Annotated in this window: 20 protein-coding genes and 1 tRNA gene; 20 read left to right on the top strand and 1 reads right to left on the bottom strand. The window is 33.0% G+C overall.

Annotation, left to right across the window (positions count from 1 at the left end; translation table 11 throughout):
* Window positions 1-8: 8 nt before the first annotated feature.
* The 10 genes from H0Z29_10780 to H0Z29_10735 all read left to right on the top strand — a co-directional run bounded on the left by H0Z29_10780 (window position 9) and on the right by H0Z29_10735 (window position 11,749).
* Window positions 9-1,442, top strand: a complete 1,434-nt coding sequence (locus tag H0Z29_10780) for a DUF1593 domain-containing protein (GenBank protein ID MBO8131976.1) — start codon at window positions 9-11, stop codon at window positions 1,440-1,442.
* Between the two features lie 136 nt (window positions 1,443-1,578).
* A complete protein-coding gene (locus tag H0Z29_10775) occupies window positions 1,579-4,356 on the top strand; it encodes a glycoside hydrolase family 3 C-terminal domain-containing protein (GenBank protein ID MBO8131975.1) in 2,778 nt (925 codons plus the stop codon).
* A gap of 96 nt (window positions 4,357-4,452) precedes the next feature.
* A complete protein-coding gene (locus H0Z29_10770; protein MBO8131974.1) occupies window positions 4,453-5,937 on the top strand; it encodes a B12-binding domain-containing radical SAM protein in 1,485 nt (494 codons plus the stop codon).
* A 186-nt stretch (window positions 5,938-6,123) separates the two neighbouring features.
* Window positions 6,124-7,020, top strand: a complete 897-nt coding sequence (lepB, locus tag H0Z29_10765) for a signal peptidase I (protein ID MBO8131973.1) — start codon at window positions 6,124-6,126, stop codon at window positions 7,018-7,020.
* Window positions 7,001-8,215 (top strand): radical SAM family heme chaperone HemW, encoded by a 1,215-nt coding sequence (hemW, locus tag H0Z29_10760; GenBank protein MBO8131972.1) that lies wholly within the window; start codon window positions 7,001-7,003, stop codon window positions 8,213-8,215. The genes lepB and hemW overlap by 20 nt, the downstream gene beginning before the upstream one ends.
* A 100-nt stretch (window positions 8,216-8,315) precedes the next feature.
* Entirely contained in the window at window positions 8,316-8,459 is a 144-nt protein-coding gene (locus tag H0Z29_10755; GenBank protein MBO8131971.1) for a hypothetical protein, read from the top strand.
* Between the two features lie 44 nt (window positions 8,460-8,503).
* A complete protein-coding gene (amrS, locus tag H0Z29_10750) occupies window positions 8,504-9,523 on the top strand; it encodes an AmmeMemoRadiSam system radical SAM enzyme (protein ID MBO8131970.1) in 1,020 nt (339 codons plus the stop codon).
* A 25-nt stretch (window positions 9,524-9,548) separates the two neighbouring features.
* Window positions 9,549-9,734, top strand: a complete 186-nt coding sequence (locus tag H0Z29_10745) for a hypothetical protein (protein MBO8131969.1) — start codon at window positions 9,549-9,551, stop codon at window positions 9,732-9,734.
* A 136-nt stretch (window positions 9,735-9,870) separates the two neighbouring features.
* Complete coding sequence (locus H0Z29_10740) at window positions 9,871-10,374, top strand: hypothetical protein (protein ID MBO8131968.1); 504 nt, start codon at window positions 9,871-9,873, stop codon at window positions 10,372-10,374.
* 94 nt (window positions 10,375-10,468) lie between these two features.
* Window positions 10,469-11,749 carry a tetratricopeptide repeat protein gene (locus H0Z29_10735; protein MBO8131967.1) on the top strand — a complete coding sequence of 427 codons (1,281 nt, stop codon included), beginning with the start codon at window positions 10,469-10,471 and terminating at the stop codon, window positions 11,747-11,749.
* Between the two features lie 54 nt (window positions 11,750-11,803).
* Here H0Z29_10735 and H0Z29_10730 read toward each other — a convergent pair.
* Window positions 11,804-11,887, bottom strand: a tRNA-Leu gene (locus H0Z29_10730).
* Between the two features lie 62 nt (window positions 11,888-11,949).
* On the opposite strand from H0Z29_10730, the gene H0Z29_10725 reads away from it, so the two are divergent.
* The 10 genes from H0Z29_10725 to H0Z29_10680 all read left to right on the top strand — a co-directional run bounded on the left by H0Z29_10725 (window position 11,950) and on the right by H0Z29_10680 (window position 24,151).
* Entirely contained in the window at window positions 11,950-13,758 is a 1,809-nt protein-coding gene (locus tag H0Z29_10725; GenBank protein MBO8131966.1) for a long-chain fatty acid--CoA ligase, read from the top strand.
* A gap of 12 nt (window positions 13,759-13,770) precedes the next feature.
* On the top strand, window positions 13,771-14,760 hold the full coding sequence (locus H0Z29_10720; protein MBO8131965.1) for a phosphoribosylformylglycinamidine cyclo-ligase: 990 nt from the start codon (window positions 13,771-13,773) through the stop codon (window positions 14,758-14,760).
* Between the two features lie 12 nt (window positions 14,761-14,772).
* Entirely contained in the window at window positions 14,773-15,783 is a 1,011-nt protein-coding gene (locus tag H0Z29_10715) for an NAD(P)-dependent glycerol-3-phosphate dehydrogenase (protein MBO8131964.1), read from the top strand.
* A 2-nt stretch (window positions 15,784-15,785) separates the two neighbouring features.
* A complete protein-coding gene (locus H0Z29_10710) occupies window positions 15,786-18,527 on the top strand; it encodes a T9SS type A sorting domain-containing protein (GenBank protein MBO8131963.1) in 2,742 nt (913 codons plus the stop codon).
* Between the two features lie 69 nt (window positions 18,528-18,596).
* The gene (locus H0Z29_10705) at window positions 18,597-19,640 is read left to right on the top strand and encodes a site-2 protease family protein (protein MBO8131962.1); all 1,044 of its coding nucleotides are present in this window, start codon (window positions 18,597-18,599) and stop codon (window positions 19,638-19,640) included.
* Window positions 19,641-19,648: 8 nt separating this feature from the next.
* Window positions 19,649-20,686 (top strand): endolytic transglycosylase MltG, encoded by a 1,038-nt coding sequence (gene mltG, locus H0Z29_10700; GenBank protein MBO8131961.1) that lies wholly within the window; start codon window positions 19,649-19,651, stop codon window positions 20,684-20,686.
* Window positions 20,683-22,824 carry a UvrD-helicase domain-containing protein gene (locus H0Z29_10695; GenBank protein ID MBO8131960.1) on the top strand — a complete coding sequence of 714 codons (2,142 nt, stop codon included), beginning with the start codon at window positions 20,683-20,685 and terminating at the stop codon, window positions 22,822-22,824. The genes mltG and H0Z29_10695 overlap by 4 nt, the downstream gene beginning before the upstream one ends.
* 23 nt (window positions 22,825-22,847) lie before the next feature.
* Window positions 22,848-23,156, top strand: coding sequence for a ferritin (locus H0Z29_10690; GenBank protein ID MBO8131959.1), 309 nt, complete (start codon window positions 22,848-22,850; stop codon window positions 23,154-23,156).
* 207 nt (window positions 23,157-23,363) lie between these two features.
* A complete protein-coding gene (locus H0Z29_10685) occupies window positions 23,364-23,918 on the top strand; it encodes a hypothetical protein (GenBank protein MBO8131958.1) in 555 nt (184 codons plus the stop codon).
* Window positions 23,919-23,944: 26 nt separating this feature from the next.
* Window positions 23,945-24,151, top strand: coding sequence for a hypothetical protein (locus tag H0Z29_10680; protein ID MBO8131957.1), 207 nt, complete (start codon window positions 23,945-23,947; stop codon window positions 24,149-24,151).
* Window positions 24,152-24,431 lie beyond the last annotated feature (280 nt).

Genomic DNA, 24,431 nt, shown 5'->3' with positions numbered 1-24,431 from the left:
AATTAAAAATGGGTATTAAAACAGTTGTTTTTATACTATTTTTCTTAAACTTATTGTTTCAATCTCTATTTTCACAGTCAATTCAAAAACACAGAGCAATTATTCTTACCGATATTGATGCTGATCCAGATGATACACAATCATTGGTTCGATTACTTTTATATTCAAATGTAATTGATATAGAAGGGTTAATTGCCACAACATCTGTCTGGCAGAAAAATAGAGTTAGACCTGAATTGATAAGGAAAGTAGTTCATGCATATGGTGAGGTACAGCCCAACCTCAATAAGCACGAAAAAGGATTTCCAAGCGCTAAAGATTTATTGAAGATAGTTAAACAAGGTATAGCGAAATATGGAATGGAAGGAGTTGGTGAGGGGAAAGATTCAGAAGGTTCTGATTGGATTATTAAGGTTCTCGAAGAAAACGATGAACGACCTTTGTGGGTTTGTGTATGGGGAGGAGCTAATACACTTGCTCAAGCATTGTATAAAATCAAAAACACAAAAACTGAAAATGAGGCTAAGAGATTAATCTCAAAGTTGAGGGTTTATACTATATCCGACCAAGATGACAGTGGTATATGGATTAGAAAAAATTTTCCTGAGCTGTTTTACATAGTCAGTCCCGGCGATGATTATGGAAGCGCAACATGGAGTGCAATAAATACTTTTGTAGAGGGGATAAATAATGAAACAATCAGTAATAAATGGATAGCACAAAATATTCAACAAGGTCATGGACCTCTTGGTGCGATGTATCCCGATGTGGCCTATGGAATGGAAGGAGATACACCTTCCTGGCTTTCATTAATACCCAATGGACTGAACGAACCTGAGCATCCTGATTGGGGAGGCTGGGGAGGTCGTTATGAATTGTATATCCCAGATTTTAAAAACATAAAGGAAGGAAATTCAGGCGTTCCTATTGAACCTGAGACAAGAAAAATATGGACAGATGCTATCGATACTTATACACCATATATATTTAACGAATATGGAAGAACTGTTCGAAGAGATACTATCACATTCAAAGACAATAAAGTAACGTTGTGGCGGTGGAGAGATGATTTTCAGAATGATTTTGCCGCACGTATGGATTGGTGTATAAAAAGTTATAAAGAAGCTAATCATCCACCTGTACCTGTTTTAAGTCATCCCGAAGAACTTACTGTAAAATCAGGAAAAGGTTTTACATTGGATGCCGGTGGTTCATATGATCCTGATGGAGATAACTTAAGTTTTTTGTGGTTTCATTATCCTGAAGCAGGATCATATAAAAAACCGATTGAAATTAATTCAGCCGAGAATGTCTGCCACGTCTGGGTCATTGCTCCGAAGGTTGAAAAGGGAGAGACTGCACATTTCATTTTACGCGTTACTGACAAAGGAAATCCTCCGCTTACCAGATACAAAAGAGTGATAGTAAATATAATACCATAACATGAAAAATTTATTTGATAATGAGAAGTCATAAAGTTAATTTTCACAAAGAAGTTTATTTTTGATTATGAAATTTCTACTACAATGGCTCAATCAATATAAATAAAAGCTTATAATTATTAAACTGGAGGGAAAGATGAAAAAAAACATCTTGATTTTTGCAATGGTCACTTTCGTTTTTTTACAGTGTAATCTATTATTCTCTAAGGACAAAATGATAGTCGTCGATGCTGGAGACAATAAAATAATTAACTGGAAAGAAACTAAATCTGTAAAACTTGAAGGTAAGGTAAATCCTGAAAATATAAAAGTAGAGTGGAAATGTGTAAATAATCCCGATGTAAAATTTAAAAACCCATTAAGTCCTACAACCAAAGCAATTTTTCCAAGACCTGGATACTATTTGTTAACTCTGTCCACTAAAGGAAAGCCAAAAGTATCCAGCAGTGTAGTGGTAAACGTATTCAAACCCAATTCTTATAAGGAAAGATTAAATGATTTAATAAAATTGATGACTATTGAGGAAAAAATAAGCCAGCTATCGCAAAGAGCAGATGCTATTCCAAGGCTTGGTATACCCGAATATAATTACTGGAATGAGGCATTACATGGGGTGATGGCTGAGGGTGCTACTTCGTTTCCTCAGTCTATTGCTCTTGGTGCTACCTGGGACCCTGACCTTGTTTATAGAGTAGCCTCAGCTATTTCTGATGAAGCTCGTGTTTTGTATAAAAAGATAGGAAAAGGTTTAACATATTGGAGTCCAACCATAAATATTGCACGAGATCCAAGGTGGGGACGAAATGAAGAGTCCTACAGCGAAGATCCCTACCTTTTATCAAGGATGGCTGTGGCCTTTGTGAAGGGTATGCAAGGAGATCATCCCTATTATCTAAAAACGGTAGCAACACCCAAACACTTTATAGCTAATAACGAAGAATTTAGAAGACATACAGGTTCTTCCGATGTAGATATGCGTAATCTATTTGAATACTATTTACCAGCTTTTAAAGCGGCTATAGTTGAAGGAAAGGCATACTCAATAATGGGAGCATACAATGAATTAAATCACACGCCTTGTAATGCAAGTTTTTTCTTAATGACGGACCTATTACGTAAAACATGGGGATTTATTGGATATGTAGTATCTGATTGTGGTGCAATCGCTGACATGGTATATGGACATAAACTTTTTGAAAACCCAGCTGAAGCTGTAGCAAGGAGTATAAGAGCCGGTTGTGACTTAAACTGCGGTAATATGTATAGAGAACATCTTTTCAAAGCTCTTGAATTAGGCTTACTGGAAGAGAAAGATATTGACACGGCAGTCGCAAGAGTTTTATCAGCAAGATTTAGACTTGGTGAGTTTGATCCTCCAGAATATGTTCCATATTCATCTATTCCTGTAGAAGAGCTGGATTGTCAGGAACATAGAGATTTAGCACTTGAAGCCGCAAGGAAGTCCATTGTGCTGTTAAAAAATGACGGTATATTACCACTGGACAAAAATAAGATTAAATCCATAGCTGTTATTGGACCCAATGCTGCTGAAGCACAGTTGGGTGGTTATAGCGGTTTTCCGAACATACTCGTAAGTCCATTAGACGGTATAACGGAAAAAGCAGAGTTGTATGATATAAAAGTGGAATATGATATGGGATGTGGTATAGGTGGTGGATTACTTAACCCGATAGAGCCACAATATTTTTCGGTAGTTGAAGGAACGAATCAAAGAGGATTGAAAGGAGAATATTTTGATAATATGAATCTGTCTGGAGAACCTGTAATAACCAGAATAGATCCGGTGGTTAATTTCAACTCTGGTGGGGAGTCGCCCATAAAGGGTTTACCAAAGGATAGATTTTCTATCAGATGGACTGGAAAAATTATTCCACCAGATACAATTCATCGTATTGGAACGAGTTGTGATGACGGTTCCCGTCTATATTTGGATGGAAAACTATTAATTGATGATTGGACTGAACACGGAGAAAGACCTATTGGTGTGGATGTTAAGTTATTACCTGGAAGAGAATATGAAATAAAAATGGAATACTTTGAAAATAGAATGGGTGCTACCGCAAGATTGGCATGGGACTTAGGAACGAAAGATTTCAAGAAGGCAAAAAAAGTAGCATCGAGAAATGATGTAGTAATACTGGTACTGGGTATTAATCAGGGGATTTCTAGAGAAGAACTGGATAGAAAGGAAATTGAACTTCCTAAAGTTCAAAGAAGATTAATAACTGAAGTCAGCAAAGTAAATCCAAATGTAATTGTAGTACTGGTAAATGGAGGTCCTCTTGCTCTTTCGGGAACAGAGAAAAAGGCAAGAGCTATTGTTGGAGCCTGGTATGGCGGAGAAATGGGTGGAAAAGCCTTAGCTGATGTACTTTTTGGAGATTATAACCCTAGTGGTAAGTTGCCTCAAACTTTCTACGCATCAACTGATCAATTACCTCCGATGTCGGATTACGATATAATAAATAATCCACGAACTTACATGTATTTTGATAAACCTGTTTTATTTCCCTTTGGTCATGGACTCTCTTATACGACTTTTGAGTATAAAGGGCTTAAGTTTAATTCAAGTAAAATAAAAAGTGATGAAGAAATTAAAATTAGTTTTAAAGTTAAGAATACTGGTAAATTAAAAGGAGATGAGGTTGTTCAGGTTTATGTCAGGGCAGTTGATGCATCATTCAAGGTTCCTAAAAAACAGCTTAAAAGATTTAAACGTATTACATTATTGCCTGGTAAAAGCGAGATAATAGAATTTTCTATTCCCGCAGATGAATTGTCTTTTTATAATACAAGAACAAATAGATTAGAAATTTTTAAAGGGAAATGGGAAATAATGATTGGTAGTTCTTCAGAGGATATAAGGTTAAAGGGAGATATATTCTTAGAGTAAAAAGCAAGTGTATTAAAAAATTTTTTATATTGAGAAATATTTATTTTAGGATTAAAAATAAAAAATCTCTATATTGTGAAGTGAAGGAGTCTCATAATGAATGTAATTTTAATTTATCCCAAATTACCAGAAACCTTTTGGAGTTTTAAATATGCATTAAAATTCATTTCTAAAAAGTCTGCATATCCGCCACTCGGGTTACTGACTGTTGCCTCTCTGCTTCCTGAAGACTGGAATAAAAAATTAGTGGATATGAATACAAGTGCCCTGAAAGATAAAGACCTTATTTGGGCTGATTATGCTTTTATAAGTGCTATGGAAATTCAAAAAGAGTCTGTAAAAGAAGTTGTTAAAAAGTGTAAAGAATTAAATACTAAAATTGTTGCCGGGGGACCACTTTTTACGAGTAATTATGATAAATTTGATCATATCGACCATCTTGTACTTAATGAGGCAGAGATTACATTACCTTTATTTCTTGGAGATTTAAAAAAAGGAAAACCTAAACATATTTATACTGCTTTTCAACAATGGGCAGATATGGAGAAAACACCTATACCTAGCTGGGAGCTCATCAATATGAAAAAATATGCCTCGATGAATATTCAATATTCCAGAGGGTGTCCTTTTAATTGTGACTTTTGTGATATCACCTTTCTTTATGGACATATTCCTCGCACTAAAAATACTGATCAAATATTGCTGGAATTAGATAGTTTGTATATAAATGGATGGAGAGGGGGAGTATTTTTTGTTGATGACAATTTCATAGGAAACAAAAGAAAACTAAAGAATGAGATTTTACCTGCTATTGCTGATTGGATGAAATATAGGAAATACCCATTTACATTCACAACTCAGGCTTCAATAAATCTTTCTGATGATGAAAAACTTATACAGGAGATGGTTCTTGCTGGATTTACCACTGTTTTTGTTGGTATTGAATCACCCAATGAAGCAAGTCTGGATGAATGTACCAAATATCAAAATAAAAATCGTGATCTGGTTTCTTGCGTAAAAAAAATACAGAATCAGGGTTTACAGGTGGAAGGTGGATTTATTGTTGGTTTTGATAGTGATCCGCCTTCAATTTTTGAAAAACAGATTGAGTTTATTCGAAACAGTAAAATTGTGGTTGCAATGGTTGGGTTGTTAAATGCTCCCCGTGGTACTAAACTTTATCGAAAACTTAAAGGAGAAAACAGATTGTTGAACAATCCCACTGGTGATAACACTGACTTTTCTATAAATTTCATCCCTAAATTACAATTCGATACACTTATTGCTGGTTATAGAAGACTACTTAAATCTATCTATATCCCAAAATTTTATTATAGGCGTGTTATAGAATTTTTGAAAGATTATGAGCCTAAGAATAATAGATTATTCCACTTTGATATTCGGCATTTAGAAGCTTTTATAAAGTCTATTGTGCGATTAGGATTAATAGGAAAAGAAAGAATTCATTACTGGAAGCTACTTTTCTGGACTATTTTTAAACGTCCACGTCATATTGTATTAGCAGTAACATTTGCAATATATGGTTTCCATTTTCGTAAAATTTTTGAAAAATGCTGGTAATATTGCTACTTCATTAAAATAATTCGAATTAACAGCTAATAAACAGATTATAAATGATTATGTATTTGTTTAATTAATATTTGGTTTGATATAATATATTAGGAATTTTTACCCCAAGTTTAAAACTTTTGATAGCAAAAAAAATATAATAAGGATAAATTTTGCCATTTGATAAAGGTGGAGAAAATGGGCAAAAAGGATAAAAAAGAAGAGACAGCAAAGAAAGCAAAAAGAAAAGATAAACTAAGCAGAAAAGAAAAGATAAAACAGGAAATAAAATCCTGGATAATAATAATTCTTATTGCTGTTGGTCTCAAAGCAACTGTAATTGAAGCTTATCAGGTACCAACTGGTTCTATGGAAAATACAATCCTGGTTGGTGATTTTTTACTTGGAAATAAGTTCATCTATGGTCCCTGTACTCCAAGATGGATTGGTATTCCCTGGACACGAATTGGATTTGGTATACCATGGATAAGACTACCTAAATTTCGGAAACCAAAACAGAATGATGTTGTAATATTTAAGTTTCCAAAGGATACCTACTACAATTATGTAAAAAGATGTGTGGCTGGACCTGGACAGACAATTGAAATAAGAGATAAAGTCATTTATGTTGATGGCAAAAGATTTAAAAATGCACCGAATGCTAAGTTTATATCTAATTTTATTTATCCAAAAGGGTGGAATGAACCAGGTATTTTCCCCAAAGGAGCTGGTAACAAGGATAACTATGGGCCAGTATACGTTCCAGCTAAAGGTGATACGCTTTGGTTTGGTATACACAACACAGATATTATCAGAAATGTTGTTGAACTAGCTCATCATAAATTTGAATTAAGAAACGGCAAAATGTATATTGATGGCAAGTATCAGGATTACTATGTAGTGGAGCAGGATCACTATTTTATGATTGGTGACAACAGAGACAATAGTTACGATAGTAGATACTGGGGATTTGTACCATATGAACTTATAACAGGAAAGGCACTACTGGTTTACTTCTCCTGGGATAAAAATATTCCTTTCTTTAAACTTTTAAAGAAATTCCGCTGGACAAGAATTGGTAAAATTATTTCATGACAATAATACAGTGGGGATATATATCCATTTTCCCTTTTGTGTCTCCAAATGTATATACTGTGATTTTTACTCCGTCCCGATTAATAAATTTGAAGCAATTAGATCGAAGTATACAAAATATCTAATAAGAGAGTTTAGTTTATTTAGAAGATATATTTCTAATTTCTCTAAAACGATTACTTTATATATCGGTGGTGGTAGTCCAAATTTATTGACACTTAGTGAATTAGAACAAATATTTCATGTTTTATATAACGAATTTGGGCTTAATGTAAATTCTGAGATAAGTATTGAATTGAATCCTGTAGATATTGATTCTGAATTATTAAGAAAATATAGAGAATTTGGAATTAATAGGCTTAGCTTCGGTTTCCAGTCTTTTAATGATGAACTCCTTAAGTTTTTAAAAAGGCGCAATAGATCAAGAGATAACATAATAGCACTGAATAAAGCAAGAGATTTGGGATTTGGGAATATAAACGTTGATTTGATTTTTGGTATTTCAGGTCAAAGTCTTGAAGATTTTAAGCGGGATATTAAAGAAATCCTTATAATAAAGCCCGAGCATATTTCATTATATAACTTAATTTATGAAGAAAATACGGAATTAATGAGAATGAGTAAAACGGGCATTATTAAACATGTTAGTGAAGAGATTGAATTTAAAATGTATGAATATGCCCACAATATTCTGACAGAGAACGGTTATGAGCATTATGAAATATCAAACTTTTCAAAGCCTGGATATCAATGCCTGCATAATTTAAATTACTGGAACAGGGGGTATTATATAGGTTTTGGTCCGTCTGCCCATTCATTCTTTAAAAATCGTAGGTGGAGCAATCTGACTGATATTAGAAAATATATGAAAATGATTGATAAAAATAGGCTTCCGATAGAAAATGAATATTGCATTGGTGAAAAAGATAAAATAAAAGAGATGGTGATGTTAAAGCTGAGATTAAAGGATGGTTTAAAATTGTCCTCTTTAAAAGAAATAGTTAAGAATAGAGAAGATATAATAGATAAAATTATCCATGATGTAAGCTCTAAATACAGGAAGTACATTATATTAGATGGAGAAAATTTTAAAATAAATGTTAAAGGTTGGTTTATTTTAAATTCTATTATTGCAGATATTTTTTATATTATTGATGAGTTTTATGAAGAAATCGGAATTTCGGAATTATCTTAATGGTCATTAAACAGTTAGTTAAAGTTAAAGAATTTGTCTTTGATGATAATTGAATTAAAAAGGTTAAAAAGCAAAAGTTTGTCAGTTTTTTGAGCATGAAGTGGTAATATTTAGAGGAGCATCGAAAATAGTGAAAGAGATGATTTCAATCTGTAATAGAATGGTGATTTTCATAGAGCAGTATGAGTTTCACCAGTTTGTAAACGAAGGTGATGAAAGTCTGTATCTGTATTTTCATGTATAATCAGTAATTACAAAGAAAATGTTACAAAAAGGATTTTTACTATAATGAAAAATAATCTTTTTGAATCAAGGTTTTATAAAAGAGAAAAAGATAACAGTGTAGAATGTACACTATGCCCTCGCTACTGTGTTATCAGTGATGGAAAGGTCGGATATTGCAACGTAAGAAAAAATATAGGTGGCAAACTATATTCACTCCCATATGGTCATCCAATAGCACTAAATATGGATCCAATTGAAAAGAAACCGTTGTATCATTTCTATCCTGGTACCCGTATTCTTTCAATTGGAACATATGGATGTAATCTGGGATGCCTATTTTGTCAGAACTATGATATTTCAAGGGGCAAATACAACGAGTTTAATTTAGGTACGTTTATAGAACCAGAAGAGATAATACAGGCAGCATTGCGATATGATTCAATAGGAATCGCGTATACATATAATGAACCAACGGTATTTGCTGAATATGTGATTGATATATCAAATTTAGCAAGGAGTAGGGGGCTAAAAAATGTAATGGTTACAAACGGATACATAAGTCATGAAGCCATCAGAGAGCTCTATAAATTTATAGATGCAGCAAATGTTGATCTGAAATCAATAGACACTGAATTCTATCGAAAATATGTTAAAGGAGAATTAGAACCGGTTCTATATACCTTAAAATCGCTTAAGGATATGGGAGTATGGATAGAAATAACCAATTTAATAATCCCTGGATTAAATGATAGTGATGATAATATTGCAGGACTTGTTAGCTGGATACTAGATAACCTTGGAGACTATATTCCACTTCATTTTTCTGCTTTCCATCCAACCTATAAAATGACAAACAGACCAAGAACATCAAAAGATAACCTTGATAGGGCAAGAGATATTGCATTAAAAATGGGTGTTAAGTATGTATATGAGGGTAATGTATTAACTACTGCTGAAGGTAATACCTATTGTCCAAATTGCGGAGAATTATTAATAGAGCGCAGTTACTTTGATGTAATAAGAAATAAAATTAAAGGGGGTTTATGTCCCGAATGTGGTGAAAAAATTGATGTTATATATTAAATATTTTAAGAACTGAGGGAGTATTATGTTAACGAGATTAAGTATTGAAATGGACAAAGAAGAACTTGAAGAATTTAGATATGTATTAGAAAAATTAACGAAAGATACGGATGTAGTTGAAATTAAACTGAATCCAAGAGTTCGTAGTGTATGTAGAATGATAATTAGGGAAATAGACCGGTGGGAGGATTTTAAAAGAGAGAAGTGGTGATTTAAAATTGACTTTGTATTTTTTAGGTTTAATAATTAAATTGAACACAATTTGAATTTATTTGATTTATGTTTAGTGATTAGCTTGGATTAATATGAAATGAGAGTTGAAAACAGTAAAAATTAGGAGTAGGTTGATGAAAGAGATTATCAAAACTATCGTAATTGTAATATTGGTTATAGTGGCAATCTATTTTTCGTTTCTTGTAGGCAAACTCAATAACAAAATGGATTATCTGAACAGGCAAGATTCTCTTATAACTTCTCAATATGATGATTTTTCATTTCGGTTAAAAGATCTTGAATTACAATTTATAGGGCGTGGCAAACACATACAGCAGTTTCAGAGAGACCTAAAGGACCTCAAGTTGATGTTATATGAAAAAGAGGCGAAACTAATATCTCGTATTGACTCTGTAGGTTTACTACTCAGTGATTTTAAAATTGAAACTAACAATCAACTTCAAAATCTTAAAAATAGTATTGATGCAGTTGATGAGCGTTTAGCTAGCTTCCAGAGGCAAATGACAAGATCCACCACTGATCTACAAACTGCAACTATTAGATTGAAAAGAAATTTAAAAGATCTTGATGAAAGGCTAAAAACTGTTGAAAAAAAAGTTTTCCCAAAGAAAAAGTAGTTAGATTTTTATCAAAAACATGATTATTATTATAAAAACATCCGACAAGATATTAGATATTGTCGGGTGTTTATTTTTTTAAAGTGAGGGGATTATGAAGAAAAAACTTCCTTTTATTTTTTTTATTGCCATTACATTAATTGTCAATTGTGGGAGTGGTAAGAAATCAATAGAAAGAGAATCGGTAACCGAGGAAAGTCTATTAAAACCAGATACAATAAAAAAGGTTGAGCCAAAGATAGTTACACAACCAGTTACAGTCACTGAGCAAAAAAAGGTACAGACCTTTGAAATTGAGTCTAAAAAACCAGTTGAAAAGATAAAAGAAGATACAATAACTGCCAAACCCTTTGAACAAAAAGTCAAAGCTGAAATTGTAAAAAAAGACACAATCGCTACTAAACTTTCAACTGTTCAAAAACCTATTGTAAAAGAAAAAAAAGAATCTGCTGTGGTAACTGATGATGAAAAAAAGGGGATAATACACCATAGTAAGATAAATGAGATGACTTTAGCTTTATTGAGCACTACATTTGAAGATATTTATTTCGAACAGGGTGAATATAAAATGCCGAGTATGACATTTAATAGTAACTATATTATGACGATTGCTAAAATTGTAAAAGCGCTAAGGACTGATAAAGATGTTAAGGTTAGGTTATTTGGGCATACTGGAAACTCAGGTGTAGAGTTAAAAAATAGGAAACTGGGATTTGAAAGAGCGAAGACAATCGGGAAATTGATACTTGAAATGTTTGATGATAATGAAAAGGAAGTAATGTCGAACAGGATCGAGATAATTTCTGTCGGTAATGATAATCCTATGGTTACCTCTAAAGATAAAGCTAAGGATTTTCTAAATAGAAGGGTATCGGTAGAATTAACGTATGATAAGGCAACACTTGGAAAGTTATATGCAGAGTTGAGTGAGAATAAGAGAATTCCTGTTAAAGAGATAAAGGTGACAGAGATAAGACCAAAACCTTCATCAATACAAAATATAGAAGGACTTTACAAAAAGGGTATTTCTTTGATTGAGAGTAAAAATTATCGAGATGCGATAAGTACATTTTATAATATTGTTAAGTATAATCCACAACATAATTTAGCGGATAATGCTCAATGGTGGATTGGAGAAGCATACTATTTCATGGGAGAATACAATAATGCATTAGATGCGTATTCTAAAGTTTTTAATCTTGGCGATGGAAATAAGTCCGCATATGCTAGGTATAGAATGGGTCTCTGTTATTTAAAAATGGGGAATAAAAAGAAAGCTGTAGAACAGCTTGAAAAAGTTATAAAGAATTATCCGGTAGCTAAAGAAGAAAGGCAAAAGGCACTTCAAGTATTAAAAAATATCAGAGGAAGTTAACAAATCTTTGATAAGGCAAATCAAGTTTGGGGCTAGTGCTTTATTTAAATTAAGTGCCGAGGGAGGGATTCGAACCCTCACGAGCATAAGCTCGGCGGATTTTGAGTCCGCTGCGTCTACCAATTCCACCACCTCGGCAAATAGCGGTATATTTTTAAATATTTATTCTTTAAAATCAAGAAAAAACTAATAGGTGATTAATGAGTAGAAATCTCGTCTTTCATAATACAATAGCTGAAATGTTTGATACTTCTACAAAAAAATTCCGGGATAAAGTCGCTTATCGTTTCAAAGAAAATGGTATAATAAAGAGCCTGACATTTGGAGAAGTAAGATCAACTGTAGAAAAGATTTCTGGGGGACTGAGGAAAATCGGACTTGATAAAGGAGATAAAGTAGGTATTATTGCGCAAAATAGTCCATACTGGGCAATGTGTGATTATGGAATTATTATTAGTGGCGGAGCAACAGTTACAATTTATCCTACCCTTACAGCTAAGCAAGCAAAGTGGATAATTCAACATTCTGAATCAAGATTCATCTTTGCCGGTGATAGAGAACAATCGGAAAAGGTAGTCTCTATTATCGATGATTTACCTAAAATCGAAAAAGTCATAGTAATGGATAATACTTATATAGATAATGAAAAATTTATATCTCTCGATTGTCTGATGAAATTGGGAGATGAATATATTAAAGAACATCCCGGTTTTTTTGAGAAATTTATAACGAATACAGCAAAAGACGATCTACTCACTTTGATTTATACTTCGGGTACTACAGGTGAACCAAAAGGTGTTATGCTAACTCACGAAAATCTTACATCAAATATTTATGGTAGTTTACATGTCCTTGAGGTTGATCACAAAGATGTATTTTTATCTTTTCTTCCCTTAAGTCATAGTTTTGAGCGCATGGCCGGTCATTACTTAACTTTTTCAATCGGAGCGGAGGTTTTCTATGCGGAATCTATAGAAAAAGTTGCGGAAAATCTACTGGAAGCGAGGCCAACAGTGATGACTACCGTGCCAAGACTTTTTGAAAAGGTTTATGCACGGGTTATAGAGAATGTATCTAAATTTTCAAAAATAAAGCAAAAGCTATTTTGGACATCAATTTCAAAAGGTAAAAAAGTTTGTAAGAAAAAGGCAGAAGGCAAGAACCCCGATATTTTTACAACTATCTCTTATTCTATTCTGAAAAAGATCGTACTTTCAAAATTAAAAGAGAGAGTAGGCGGTAGATTAAGGTTTGCAGTATCTGGCGGAGCACCTATGCCGAAGGAAATAGGAGAATTTTTTAACGCTGCTAATATAAAAATTCTTGAAGGTTATGGTCTTACAGAAACCTCACCTGTCGTCTCTGTGAACCCTTTAGAGCAAAATAGAATTGGAACTGTTGGACCTCCTTTACCAAATGTTGAAGTAAAAATTGCTGAAGATGGCGAGATACTGGTAAGGGGAAAAAATGTAATGCTGGGTTACTATAAAAACGAAGAAGCCACAAGAGAAGTAATTGATGAAGAAGGGTGGCTACGCACCGGTGACATCGGTATTTTAGATAAATTTGGATATCTAATTATTACAGACAGAAAGAAGAATATAATTGTGACCTCGGGAGGTAAAAATGTTGCCCCTCAACCAATGGAGAACGCCCTTGCTTCATCTAAATGGATTGAACAGGTTCTTATAATAGGTGATAAAAGAAGATTTGTATCTGCTTTGATTGTTCCAGAATTTGTAAATCTTGAAAGATGGGCTGAAGAAAAAGGATTAGCGTGGAAATCAAGAGAAGATTTGATAAATTTAAAAGAGGTTCAGGAACTTTATGAAAGAGTAATAGAGGAATCCATGGAAGGTTTTGCACAGTTTGAAAAAGTAAAGAAATTTAGGTTACTATCAAAGGAGTTTACAATTGAAGAAGGAGAGTTAACACCATCATTGAAAATAAGAAGAAAAATTGTTGAAGAGAAATATAAAAATATAATTGATGAAATATACAGAGAATAGTAGTTAGTTTTTATGAAATCGTATAAGGAATCTGGCGTAGACATTGAAGAAGGAAATAGGGCAGTTCAAAAGATAAAAAATATTGTAAAGAGTACATTTAACGAAAATGTTTTATCCAATATAGGATTATTTGGGGGATTCTATAAGATTGATTTAAATAAATACAGCGAACCCGTTCTGGTTTCGAGTACCGATGGTGTAGGAACAAAAGTATTGGTAGCTTGTGAAATGGGGAAATTTGATAGTATTGGAAAGGATATTGTGAATCATTGTGTTAATGATATACTGACATCCGGGGCAGAACCCTTGTTCTTCTTGGATTATATTGGGATTGGAAAATTAAAATCAGAAAACATTGAATCTATAATATCGGGAATGGCTGAAGCGTGTAGAGAGAATGAATGTTCGCTGATCGGCGGCGAAATGGCAGAGATGCCAGATGTATATGATTACGGAAAATTTGACATTGTTGGAACTATTGTTGGTATTGTAGAGAAAAGTGACATAATAATAAATAAAGTCAAAAGAGGAGATATACTGGTTGGACTACCGTCAAATGGGCTGCATACAAATGGTTACACTCTGGCAAGAAAAGTTTTATTAAAAAAATTTAAATTAAACCAGTATATTGATGAACTTGGGTCTACTCTCGGCGAAGAACTATTAAAAATCCATCGATCGTATTATAAAGTATTAAAAGAAATTTTAAAGAGACCCAGTCTACACGGAATAAGTCATATTACTGGCGGAGGTATTTTGGGGAATACTAAAAGAATAATACCTGAAGGTCGGGAGCTGAAAGTAAAATGGGATGAATGGGAATGGCCCACCATTTTTAAACTGATTCAATCTGTAGGTGGGATATCAGAAGAAGAGATGAGGAATGTATTTAATCTTGGTATTGGAATGATTCTGATATATGATAGAAACCATATGGATGAATTATTAGGTTACCTCAAAGCTATTGGTGAAAAAGCTTTAATAGTTGGTGAAATAATATAGAGGATATTTTCAATGAATATCGCAGTTTTAGGTGCTGGGAGTTGGGGTACAGCCTTTTCCATTCATCTATATAAATTAAAATATAACGTACATCTCTGGGAGTATTATCCTGAAAATGTATCAATCATTAAAAAAACAAGAAGGAATCCACTTCTTGAAGGAATTCCAATACCATTACGAATTCATGTAACGAATAATATCGATAAGGCTGTAGAAAAAGCAGAAGTCATAGTGGTTGCAGTACCCAGTCATACTGTAAGAGATACAATAAAGAATATAAAAGGAAAGGTTGATAAAAATGTAATAATAGTTAACTTATCTAAGGGTATAGAAGAAGACACTTTATTAAGAATGAGTGAGGTAATCGAGCAGGTATTGGATCATCCATCAGACATGATTGTAACACTCCATGGTCCCAGTCATGCTGAAGAGGTTGCCCGAGAAATTCCCACATGTGTTGTCTCTGCATCTAAAAATATAGACACAGCAAAGTTCATACAAGAGCGATTCATCTCAGAATATTTCAGGATATACAGATCTTCAGATATCATAGGAGTAGAGATTGGGGGTGCTATTAAGAATGTAATAGCTATTGCCGCTGGTATTTGCGATGGTCTTTCCCTAGGTGATAACTCAAAGGCAGCCTTGGTAACAAGGGGTCTTTTTGAAATGACAAGAATGGGGGTCCGATTAGGAGCGAAAGAGGAAACTTTCGCAGGATTAAGTGGTATAGGTGATTTGATTGTAACTTGTAACAGTAAATATAGTCGAAACAGATATGTAGGAGAAGAGATTGGAAAGGGAAGAAAATTGAAAGACATACTTAAGGGAATGACCATGGTAGCTGAAGGAGTAAGAACATGCCATACAGTAAAACAGATGGCTGAAAAATATAAAGTAGAGATGCCTATTTCAGAACAAGTTTATAGAGTACTTTTTGAGGGAAAAAATCCCAAAAAGGCTTTGCTTGAGCTGATGACTCGCGATCCAGTTGAGGAAAGACATTCGTTACGTAAAGAATAAGAATGAGAACTATATATCTTTTGCTAATATTAAGTATTTTTACATACTCAATTATTTCAGGGGAATCACTTTATATTAATAGTGACTTCAGTGAAACTGGTATATGCGGTACTCCAATAGTCAGTGCCACAAAGGGAGAACCCATTGTTAAAAAATTATTGTATAAATCCCCGCAAGCTGATGCAACATTTTTTATTCGTGATGGCATTTTCAAAGACCCGGCTGAATATATTGAGGTTGAGTTCTATAAGATTTTTGAAAATGATACCGTAGACATCTATGTGGAAACTGATCAACTTGATAATGGAAATGTTAATCAAGATATTATTCTGCTATTTACAGAATATATATTGAGAAAAACACCTGAAGAATCTGTAAATCCAGAGGTGGGTATAATTCCAAGTGAATATAATATTTTTGGCAAACCATCTGATGTAGATAATAATGGGAAAATAATTATTTTATTGATAGATGTTCGAGACGATTATGAAGAGGGTAAGTCAGAAACATATGTAGCTGGCTATTTTGATCCACTGGATCTGTCGAATAAAAATAAGGGCAATTATGGTGAGATAATATATGTGGACACTGATCCCGGGAATCCAGCAAGTGAGGGAACTCTTTCTATAATAGCCCATGAACTCCAGCATCTAATACATTATAATTATGATAAAGATGAAGATACATGGTTAAACGAGGGTTTATCAGAGCTGGCACCCAGAATACTGGGATTACCGTCACGCTCCTTTGCAACGTTCTTGAATAATACCAATAGAAAATTAACAGAATTTGATAATAGTATTCTGGATTACTCAAAAGTTGGGCTATTTTTTTATTATATATATCGTCAGTTTGGCATTGAAACAATTAAGAAAATAGAAAAAAGTAAGGATAATTCCCTTGAAAGTATTGAGTGCGCTTTAAACTATAAAATTAGCAAAAGACAGATCCTTGAGAGATGGTTCATCGCAAATTTGATTAATGACGAGATGATAAACAACGGCATATACAGCTATATGGGAGATAAAATACCTCCATTATATTCAAAGCACTTCCATTCATCGTTTAATACAGAACCAATTTCAGATAATTTAAATTTAGCGGCTGCTGAGTATATTCAGTTTAGCTCCGGTAGAAATATTGATTTCGAATTAGAATATAAAAACATTGAGAATATAAATCTCGCTATAGTAAAAGAATCTAATGGGATACATGAAATCGAATTTAAAAAACCCTGCCCAACTTTCTACGATTTCTCTGATATAGCATTTGGAACTGATTATCAAAAGATAACATTTATTCCTTATAGGAATATTGTTACCTCTCCTTATCCAACTATTAATTTTTCCTACACCTCATTGGGACAGCTTATTTATGAAGAGTATGAGGTTTCATACGATAAAGATTCCCTTGATATGTATATTAGTCTCACATCGTCAGGAGGGGAGGACTTTGAATCGGTTCAAAAATTTATCCTCCCTGATCCAAGGTGTAAATTAAAAGCCATAAAATTCAAAAGCTTATACGAAAATCCTGTAAATATTAAAATTTACAAGGATATGAATTCTACATTGATCTATACCAAATATAATTATATTCCTTCCGGGAATTCGTGGACACGGATAGATATAAATGAATCAGAACTATCCGATACTTTCAAAACAATTTATATTGGTATCAGCTCTGATAATAACTCATTGGGATATAGTGATGAAGAAAGTGGTGAGGGTAGAGCCTATATAAGAGTAAGGAACCAATTTTTCCCGTTATCAAATTTCAAGGTTACGGATAAAGAAGGTAACGAGATTACACTGACAGGTAACTGGCTTATTAGAGCGATATTTTTAAAGCCATTGTCAATTCAACCAAAGCTTGCTTTACGTCCAGATTCTGTTTTTATATGGGATAATGAGAAAGACAAATACACAATTTCAATTTTAAACGCGGGTACCGGTACACTTTTGTGGAGTATTCCTGAATATCCTGAATATCTGATTTTTGACACTGATACTGGAGCTGTTACTGTTTCTGAAGATATAACTGTTTATATTGATCGTGGAAAACTTAAACCCGGGTTACACAACTTAACAGTTAATATAAGCTCTAATGGGGGAGATGGAAAAATATTTTTCAGTATACTTCAAAGAAACAAAGAAAAACCTCAGGCAGCTATATTACCCTTTAAAAATATTTTTAACGATACATTACCAGTTTTAAAATTTTCTTTAATTAATATAGGTATTAATAAAGCATATTTTGAGTTCGACAACGGTAACAATCCGATAGGCATTTTTCCAGAGAACGGTGTTATAGGCATTGAAGATACTATAAAAATAAATGCTTATATAAACCTTGAACTTGCTGATAGAGAAGATATGTACGTTAAATTTTTTAATGGAGTTGATACAGAATTGGTAAATTTTAAGTTCGAGGGAACAAAAAAATCAAGAGAAATAAAATTAGCTATAAAGGCACCATTTAGTAATCCCTTTATTTTTGGAAGACAGCAGAGAGTCTATATACCAGTTGAAATAACACCTTATAAGAGGGCGGAATTAAAAATTTATAATATACTTGGGCAACTTGTAAAAATATATGGTATTGATACAAATGATAAAAATACGTTACTGTTATCATGGGATGGAAGAGATAAAGATGGCAGGATTGTATCAAATGGAGTTTATTTTATTCTACTGGAACAAGAGGGGAAAATAGCAAGACGTAAAATTCTATTTATGAAATAATATGAAATAAATATTTAAATTATCGATTGCGTTAAGTTCAATTTTGATTTAAAGCAAGAGATTTTTTATATGGATGAAAGAAAAAAGAAAATAGTAGTTAAACTGGTAAATTGGATAAAAATAATAAAGATTGATGATCGTGGTGATAGGCTTATAGTAGAAGGCTTATTATACCCTGGAACGAATGTAGATGATATACTCTGTGAACTTAAAGAAGATGTTGAATCAATAAAAACATATAAATATGATACAGTGGATGTCCTTGAAATTATTTTAAGAAAAGAAAAGGTAAGAATTCCAAAAGTTAATATTATATTATTTATTTTAACACTTTTGACAACCCTGTTAGCTGGCACAATGATGGCAGGAGAGAATCCTTTTAAGAATCCACTCAATATTTATAAAGGAATTCCATTTTCTTTCTCACTTTTATTAATCCTTGGTATACATGAAATTGGTCATTTCTTGATGGCAAAGAAACATGGAGTAGAGGCAACATTGCCATATTTCATACCCGCTCCAACTTTTATAGGGACTTTTGGGGCAGTCATAAGGATAAAATCACCAATACAAAATAGAAAGGCATTAATAGAGATTGGTGCAGCAGGTCCAATTGCAGGATTCTTAGTTGCACTACCTTTGTTATTTATAGGATTACATCTATCTGATATTGTTTATAATCTTCCTAATACAGGCTTAAAACTTGGAGAGTCATTGATAATGAAGATAGCTATAGGAATAGTGTTTCCCGGCCTTGAAGAAAATGCAGATATTGTGCTTCATCCTATAGCATTTGCTGCCTGGATTGGAATGATAGTTACAATGCTTAATTTAATTCCAATAGGACAGCTTGATGGTGGTCATATAACCTACGCAATTTTTGTAAATCAATATAACAAAATACAATGGGTAGCATTTGCATTGCTTATTCTTCTTGGATTTTTTTCATTAAACTGGCTGGTGTGGGCTGCGCTTGTTTTCTTTTTAATTAGGATGCGACATCCTCCAGTATTTGATTACCATAGACCGTTAACAAATAAAGAAAAAATAATAGGTGTAATTGCACTAATAATTTTTATTCTTACGTTTGTTCCTATTCCATTTAAAGTATAAATTTCAGTATGAAAAAATTGTTAGCCTCACTTAAGGAATCACAGCTAAAAGCCACTTTTATAATTTTGTTATTTCTTATTTTCTTTATATATCTTGTTATTCTTACATATCCTATTAATAATACAGAGTCTGTATATATCCCAAAGGGGCTAAATGCTAGTCAAATTGCAGAACATTTATATAACAAAGGAATAATACGCGATCAGTATTCCTTCATACTTGCTACCAAATTGCTATTAAAATCTAAATCTTTGAAAGCTGGTCGATTTTATATAAACAATGCAAACAATCTATTTACATTGATAAACATACTCTCAAGGGATGCCGTAGCTCAGGTTAAGGTAACCATTCCGGAAGGTTATACAATAAAGCAAATCGCTGAGGTATTAGAAGTTAGATTGGGTATTAAAAAAGAAGAATTTATCGCGTTGACTAAAAATGATTCTATATTAAAATTATACAATATAATGAGTCCTACATTAGAAGGATACCTATTTCCTGATACTTATGTTTTCAGTTATGGAGTCTCTGCAGGTGAGGTTATACATACAATGATTAGCAGATTTTTCCAAGTTATAAATGATTCTATAAGAGAAGTCATTAACAATTCAGAATGGGATTTAAATAAAGTATTAACATTAGCCTCAATTGTTGAAGGTGAATGTAAATACGATTTTGAAAGACCAATTGTAGCTTCTTTATATATAAACCGATTAAAAAAAAGGATGAGATTGGAGGCTGATCCAACTATTCAGTATATTATTCCCGATGGTCCAAGGCGAATTTATTCAAAAGATTTAGAAATCGATTCTCCATACAATACCTATAAGTATAAGGGACTTCCGCCAGGACCAGTGAATAATCCTGGGTTAAAGTCTATTTTGGCTGTATTAAACCCTGCGAATACAAAATACCTCTATATGGTACATAATGGAGATGGAACTCATACGTTTACCCACGACTATAAAAAATTTCTTAAAGCAAAAAATAAATTACAAAAAATAAGGAAGTATTATTTAAGGTTGATGAATGGGATAAAGAATTGAGGTCACTAATTGGATTAAACCCTGAACAAAGAAAAGCCGTACAGTACACTGGAGGTCCTGAATTAATCTTTGCTGGTGCGGGAAGTGGAAAAACAAAGGTACTTATTCATAAAATTGCTTACTTGATAGAAAATAATATATCAAAACCACAGAATATACTTGCCGTTACATTTACTAATAAAGCGGCTAACGAGCTAAAAACGAGGATAGAAAAATTCTTTAATAAAAAAATTTTAATGCCCTGGGTTGGTACATTTCATTCAATTTTTGCAAAAATTTTGCGACATGAAATTAAATACCTAGGAATTGATAGTAACTTTACAATTTATGATACAGCTGATCAGCTTGAACTTATTAAATCGGAAATTGAAAAAAATGATATAATTCTTGGAGGATTTGATGTTAAAAATATTCATAAAAGAATTTCATTTTTGAAAAACAAGATGATTTATCCGGAAGAATTCGAACCAAGGGTCGGGAATAAATTTGACCAAATTGTTAAAAAAGTCTATGAAAGATATCAGGAAGCTTTAGTCAAAGCAAATGCTCTAGATTTTGATGACCTATTGCTATATCCTCTGAAACTTTTTGAAAGATTTCCTGAAATCTTAGAAAAGTATAGAATACTTTTTCAATATATACTTGTAGATGAATATCAAGATACCAATAAGCCTCAATTTTATCTTGTAGAGGCTCTGGCAAGAAAGCATAGAAATATATGCGTAGTAGGAGATGATGATCAGAGTATTTACAGCTGGAGAGGTGCCGAAATAGAAAATATATTAAGATTTAATGAGTTTTTCCCTGATTGTCAGGTATTTAAACTTGAAGAGAATTATCGTTCTACAAAAAAGATATTGAAAGCAGCAGCTGAAGTTATTAAAAATAATGAAAACAGAGCAGATAAAACTCTCTGGTCCAATAATAGTGATGGAGAACCGATTGTCCTTATTGAAGCTCAAGATGAGTATGATGAAGCACAGAGAATAGCTCATTTTATTGAAAAAGAAATTTTAACAAAAAAAAGAACTTTTAGAGATTTTGCTGTTTTATATAGAATAAATATACAAAGCAGAGTTATAGAAGAGGTATTTCGCAGAAACAATATCATGTATACTATTATCGGCGGAGTTAGGTTTTATGAAAGAAAGGAAATCAAGGATATGATATCATATTTCAGAGTATTTCTTAATCCTAAGGATGATATCAGCCTGAAAAGAATTATAAATTTTCCACCAAGAGGTATAGGCAAAGTCACTCTGAATCTAATTGAAGATTTTGCCAAAGCAAAAAATATAACTATATACGAAGCTTTATCACACCTTGATTTTATACAGCTTGATAAAAGACAACGTAATGCACTGCAGAGTTTCTACGATTTCATAAATAAATTTCGAAAACTTCTGTCTAAGCTTTCTTTTGAAGAATGGTCGCGAGTGCTTGTGGATGATCTTGGTGTTAGAGGTTATTATAAGAGAATTGGCGATGAAGATTCCATCGATAGACTTTATAATATAGAAGGTTTGCTTAACGATATTTCGGAATTTTGCAGAAAAAATGAAAACCCAACAATCGAGTCTTACTTAGAAAACGTTTCTTTGATAAGTGATATTGATACATGGGAGGATACAAAAAATGCTGTATCACTGATGACCCTGCATAGTGCAAAAGGACTTGAATTCCCTGTAGTTTTTATTTGCGGATTAAATGATAAGTTGTTTCCCCTTGAGAGAAATGGTGAAATTAGAAATCTTGAAGAGGAAAGGAGGCTGTTTTATGTTGGACTCACAAGAGCAAAAGAAATGGTATACTTATCTACAACAAATTTTACCAATTATCTTGGAATGCCAACACAGTCAAAGCCTTCAATTTTCTTGAGTGAGTTGCCGGAGGATACTCTTGCCATTGATAGTGGTTCAAGAACATCCACTACACTTAAAAGAAAAAAAAGTAACCTGCGTAAAGAAAGAAAGTCTAAAAAAAGTGGTGAGTTGGAAGTAGGAGATAGGATAAATCACAGAATATTCGGGGTTGGTGAGGTGGTTAAGATTGAAGGTTACGGAGATAATGCAAGAATAAATGTTTACTTTGAGAATCATGGTTTAAAAACAATTATAGCAAAGTATCTAACCAAATAAAAATTTTAAGAAAGGGGAGAAATATGAGTTACCATGAACCATTAGAAGAATTAAAACCTGAGGATAGGGATTTTAGTAGAGCATTAAATAGTCTGAAGGAGGAGATAGAAGCGATAGACTGGTATCATCAAAGATCGGTTACAGCAACTGATAGTAGTTTGAAAGATATTATAGAACACAACAAAAACGAGGAAATGGAACATGCTGCAATGCTTCTTGAATGGCTAAGAAGAAATATGCCTGGCTGGGATAATGCTTTAAAAACTTATTTATTCACAAAAAAAGAAATCACAGAGATTGAAGAAGGTGGTGAAAATAATTCCAGTGAATAAATTGTACAAATTTTTCAAAAAAGTTCTTGATTTTTGCTAATTTTATTTATTATATAGTATAATTAGTATTTGAAAGTTTTGGTAAGGTATCTGTTATTAAATTGGATCGGGGTCAAGAAACAGAAGGCAAAGGATTTAACATTACAAATCTAATACTACGGTGAGCTTGATCGTTAGGTATTATCATAATCAATTGGTGAACATACTATGTCCAAGAACGAGTTGATAGAACGCGACAAACTATTAGATCAGTTAACTAAGTATCGACACCTCTTTGATTTAACCAAAGATGCATTGAACGGTGAGATGGCCAGATTCAATCAAATAGAACAAAAAGCGACACGGATGTTTGCTGCCCTAACCATACTGATTTCATTTAGCCCAGTCCTTGTTAACTGGGTTGTTAAGGTGGCTATTCCGCCAGAAGGCTGCCTAGAATACTTTATTATAATACTAACTGTAGCTGTAATAATATTCACTATCATAAGCTGGAGATACCTTCTTGGTGTGCTCAAAACAACATCACTCTATCATATCCGTATTGATGATAAAATGATCCAATTTTTTGATAATAATTCCCACCTTGATATTTATTATGCTCTCGCTCGGCAGATTAAAGACATCTATCGCAAGAACCTTGCTATTACAAATAAAAAGTGCATACTACTTGGACATGGCTATAAATTCCTGATTTACAATCTGATATGTTCGGTACTACTCTTAGCCTTATCAATACTTCTATATTGGTTTGGCTCTTATTAATCCTAACAACATAGGAGGATATTATTATGATTGCAGAGCGAGATTCTAATTCTAATGGATCAAACGCCAACTTTGACTCCAATAAGTCTGAGAATTCTGATAATCTTGAACCTAGACCAAACCCGTCAGTTCAGGCACCACCGCCTGAGCTTATTTCCCATGGCTATGATCCAAAACGTAATCAATTTATTGAATCTGATGACATTGAGTCATCTTCAAAAGAAAAGGAATAATAACACTTAATTTGGTGTTATCTAGTTTGTGGTGTCGGCAAGCTCATAGCCCCAGCAAGAGACGTATTTTCGAACGTTGCAGCTTAACACCAATAAGTTATATTATTTAACATAACATTAGATAAAAGTGTTGATGGCAGATTTATTTCGTATTACTTTCGCGGTTTAGTGTGTGACAATGTGAATGTTTACTCTGCACAATAAACTACACATAGTTCCATCTTAGGGTCTGTTAAATTTTCTGTTGAAATTTTGAATAAAAATAAGAAAGGTACCCCCA

The sequence above is a fragment of the Candidatus Neomarinimicrobiota bacterium genome, assembly GCA_017656425.1.
Lineage (GTDB): Bacteria > Fidelibacterota > UBA2242 > UBA2242 > B5-G15 > JACDNV01.
Note: the sequence above shows the minus strand (reverse complement) of the source record. Positions and strands in the feature narration are given on the sequence as shown.

What these genes read in the sequence shown, in the direction of transcription:
- H0Z29_10780 (MBO8131976.1), top strand. Translation starts at nt 9, where the DNA reads ATGGGTATTAAAACAGTTGTTTTTATACTATTTTTCTTAAACTTATTG.
- H0Z29_10775 (MBO8131975.1), top strand. Translation starts at nt 1,579, where the DNA reads ATGAAAAAAAACATCTTGATTTTTGCAATGGTCACTTTCGTTTTTTTA.
- H0Z29_10770 (MBO8131974.1), top strand. Translation starts at nt 4,453, where the DNA reads ATGAATGTAATTTTAATTTATCCCAAATTACCAGAAACCTTTTGGAGT.
- lepB (MBO8131973.1), top strand. Translation starts at nt 6,124, where the DNA reads ATGGGCAAAAAGGATAAAAAAGAAGAGACAGCAAAGAAAGCAAAAAGA.
- amrS (MBO8131970.1), top strand. Translation starts at nt 8,504, where the DNA reads ATGAAAAATAATCTTTTTGAATCAAGGTTTTATAAAAGAGAAAAAGAT.
- H0Z29_10745 (MBO8131969.1), top strand. Translation starts at nt 9,549, where the DNA reads ATGTTAACGAGATTAAGTATTGAAATGGACAAAGAAGAACTTGAAGAA.
- H0Z29_10740 (MBO8131968.1), top strand. Translation starts at nt 9,871, where the DNA reads ATGAAAGAGATTATCAAAACTATCGTAATTGTAATATTGGTTATAGTG.
- H0Z29_10735 (MBO8131967.1), top strand. Translation starts at nt 10,469, where the DNA reads ATGAAGAAAAAACTTCCTTTTATTTTTTTTATTGCCATTACATTAATT.
- H0Z29_10725 (MBO8131966.1), top strand. Translation starts at nt 11,950, where the DNA reads ATGAGTAGAAATCTCGTCTTTCATAATACAATAGCTGAAATGTTTGAT.
- H0Z29_10720 (MBO8131965.1), top strand. Translation starts at nt 13,771, where the DNA reads ATGAAATCGTATAAGGAATCTGGCGTAGACATTGAAGAAGGAAATAGG.
- H0Z29_10715 (MBO8131964.1), top strand. Translation starts at nt 14,773, where the DNA reads ATGAATATCGCAGTTTTAGGTGCTGGGAGTTGGGGTACAGCCTTTTCC.
- H0Z29_10710 (MBO8131963.1), top strand. Translation starts at nt 15,786, where the DNA reads ATGAGAACTATATATCTTTTGCTAATATTAAGTATTTTTACATACTCA.
- H0Z29_10705 (MBO8131962.1), top strand. Translation starts at nt 18,597, where the DNA reads ATGGATGAAAGAAAAAAGAAAATAGTAGTTAAACTGGTAAATTGGATA.
- mltG (MBO8131961.1), top strand. Translation starts at nt 19,649, where the DNA reads ATGAAAAAATTGTTAGCCTCACTTAAGGAATCACAGCTAAAAGCCACT.
- H0Z29_10690 (MBO8131959.1), top strand. Translation starts at nt 22,848, where the DNA reads ATGAGTTACCATGAACCATTAGAAGAATTAAAACCTGAGGATAGGGAT.
- H0Z29_10685 (MBO8131958.1), top strand. Translation starts at nt 23,364, where the DNA reads ATGTCCAAGAACGAGTTGATAGAACGCGACAAACTATTAGATCAGTTA.
- H0Z29_10680 (MBO8131957.1), top strand. Translation starts at nt 23,945, where the DNA reads ATGATTGCAGAGCGAGATTCTAATTCTAATGGATCAAACGCCAACTTT.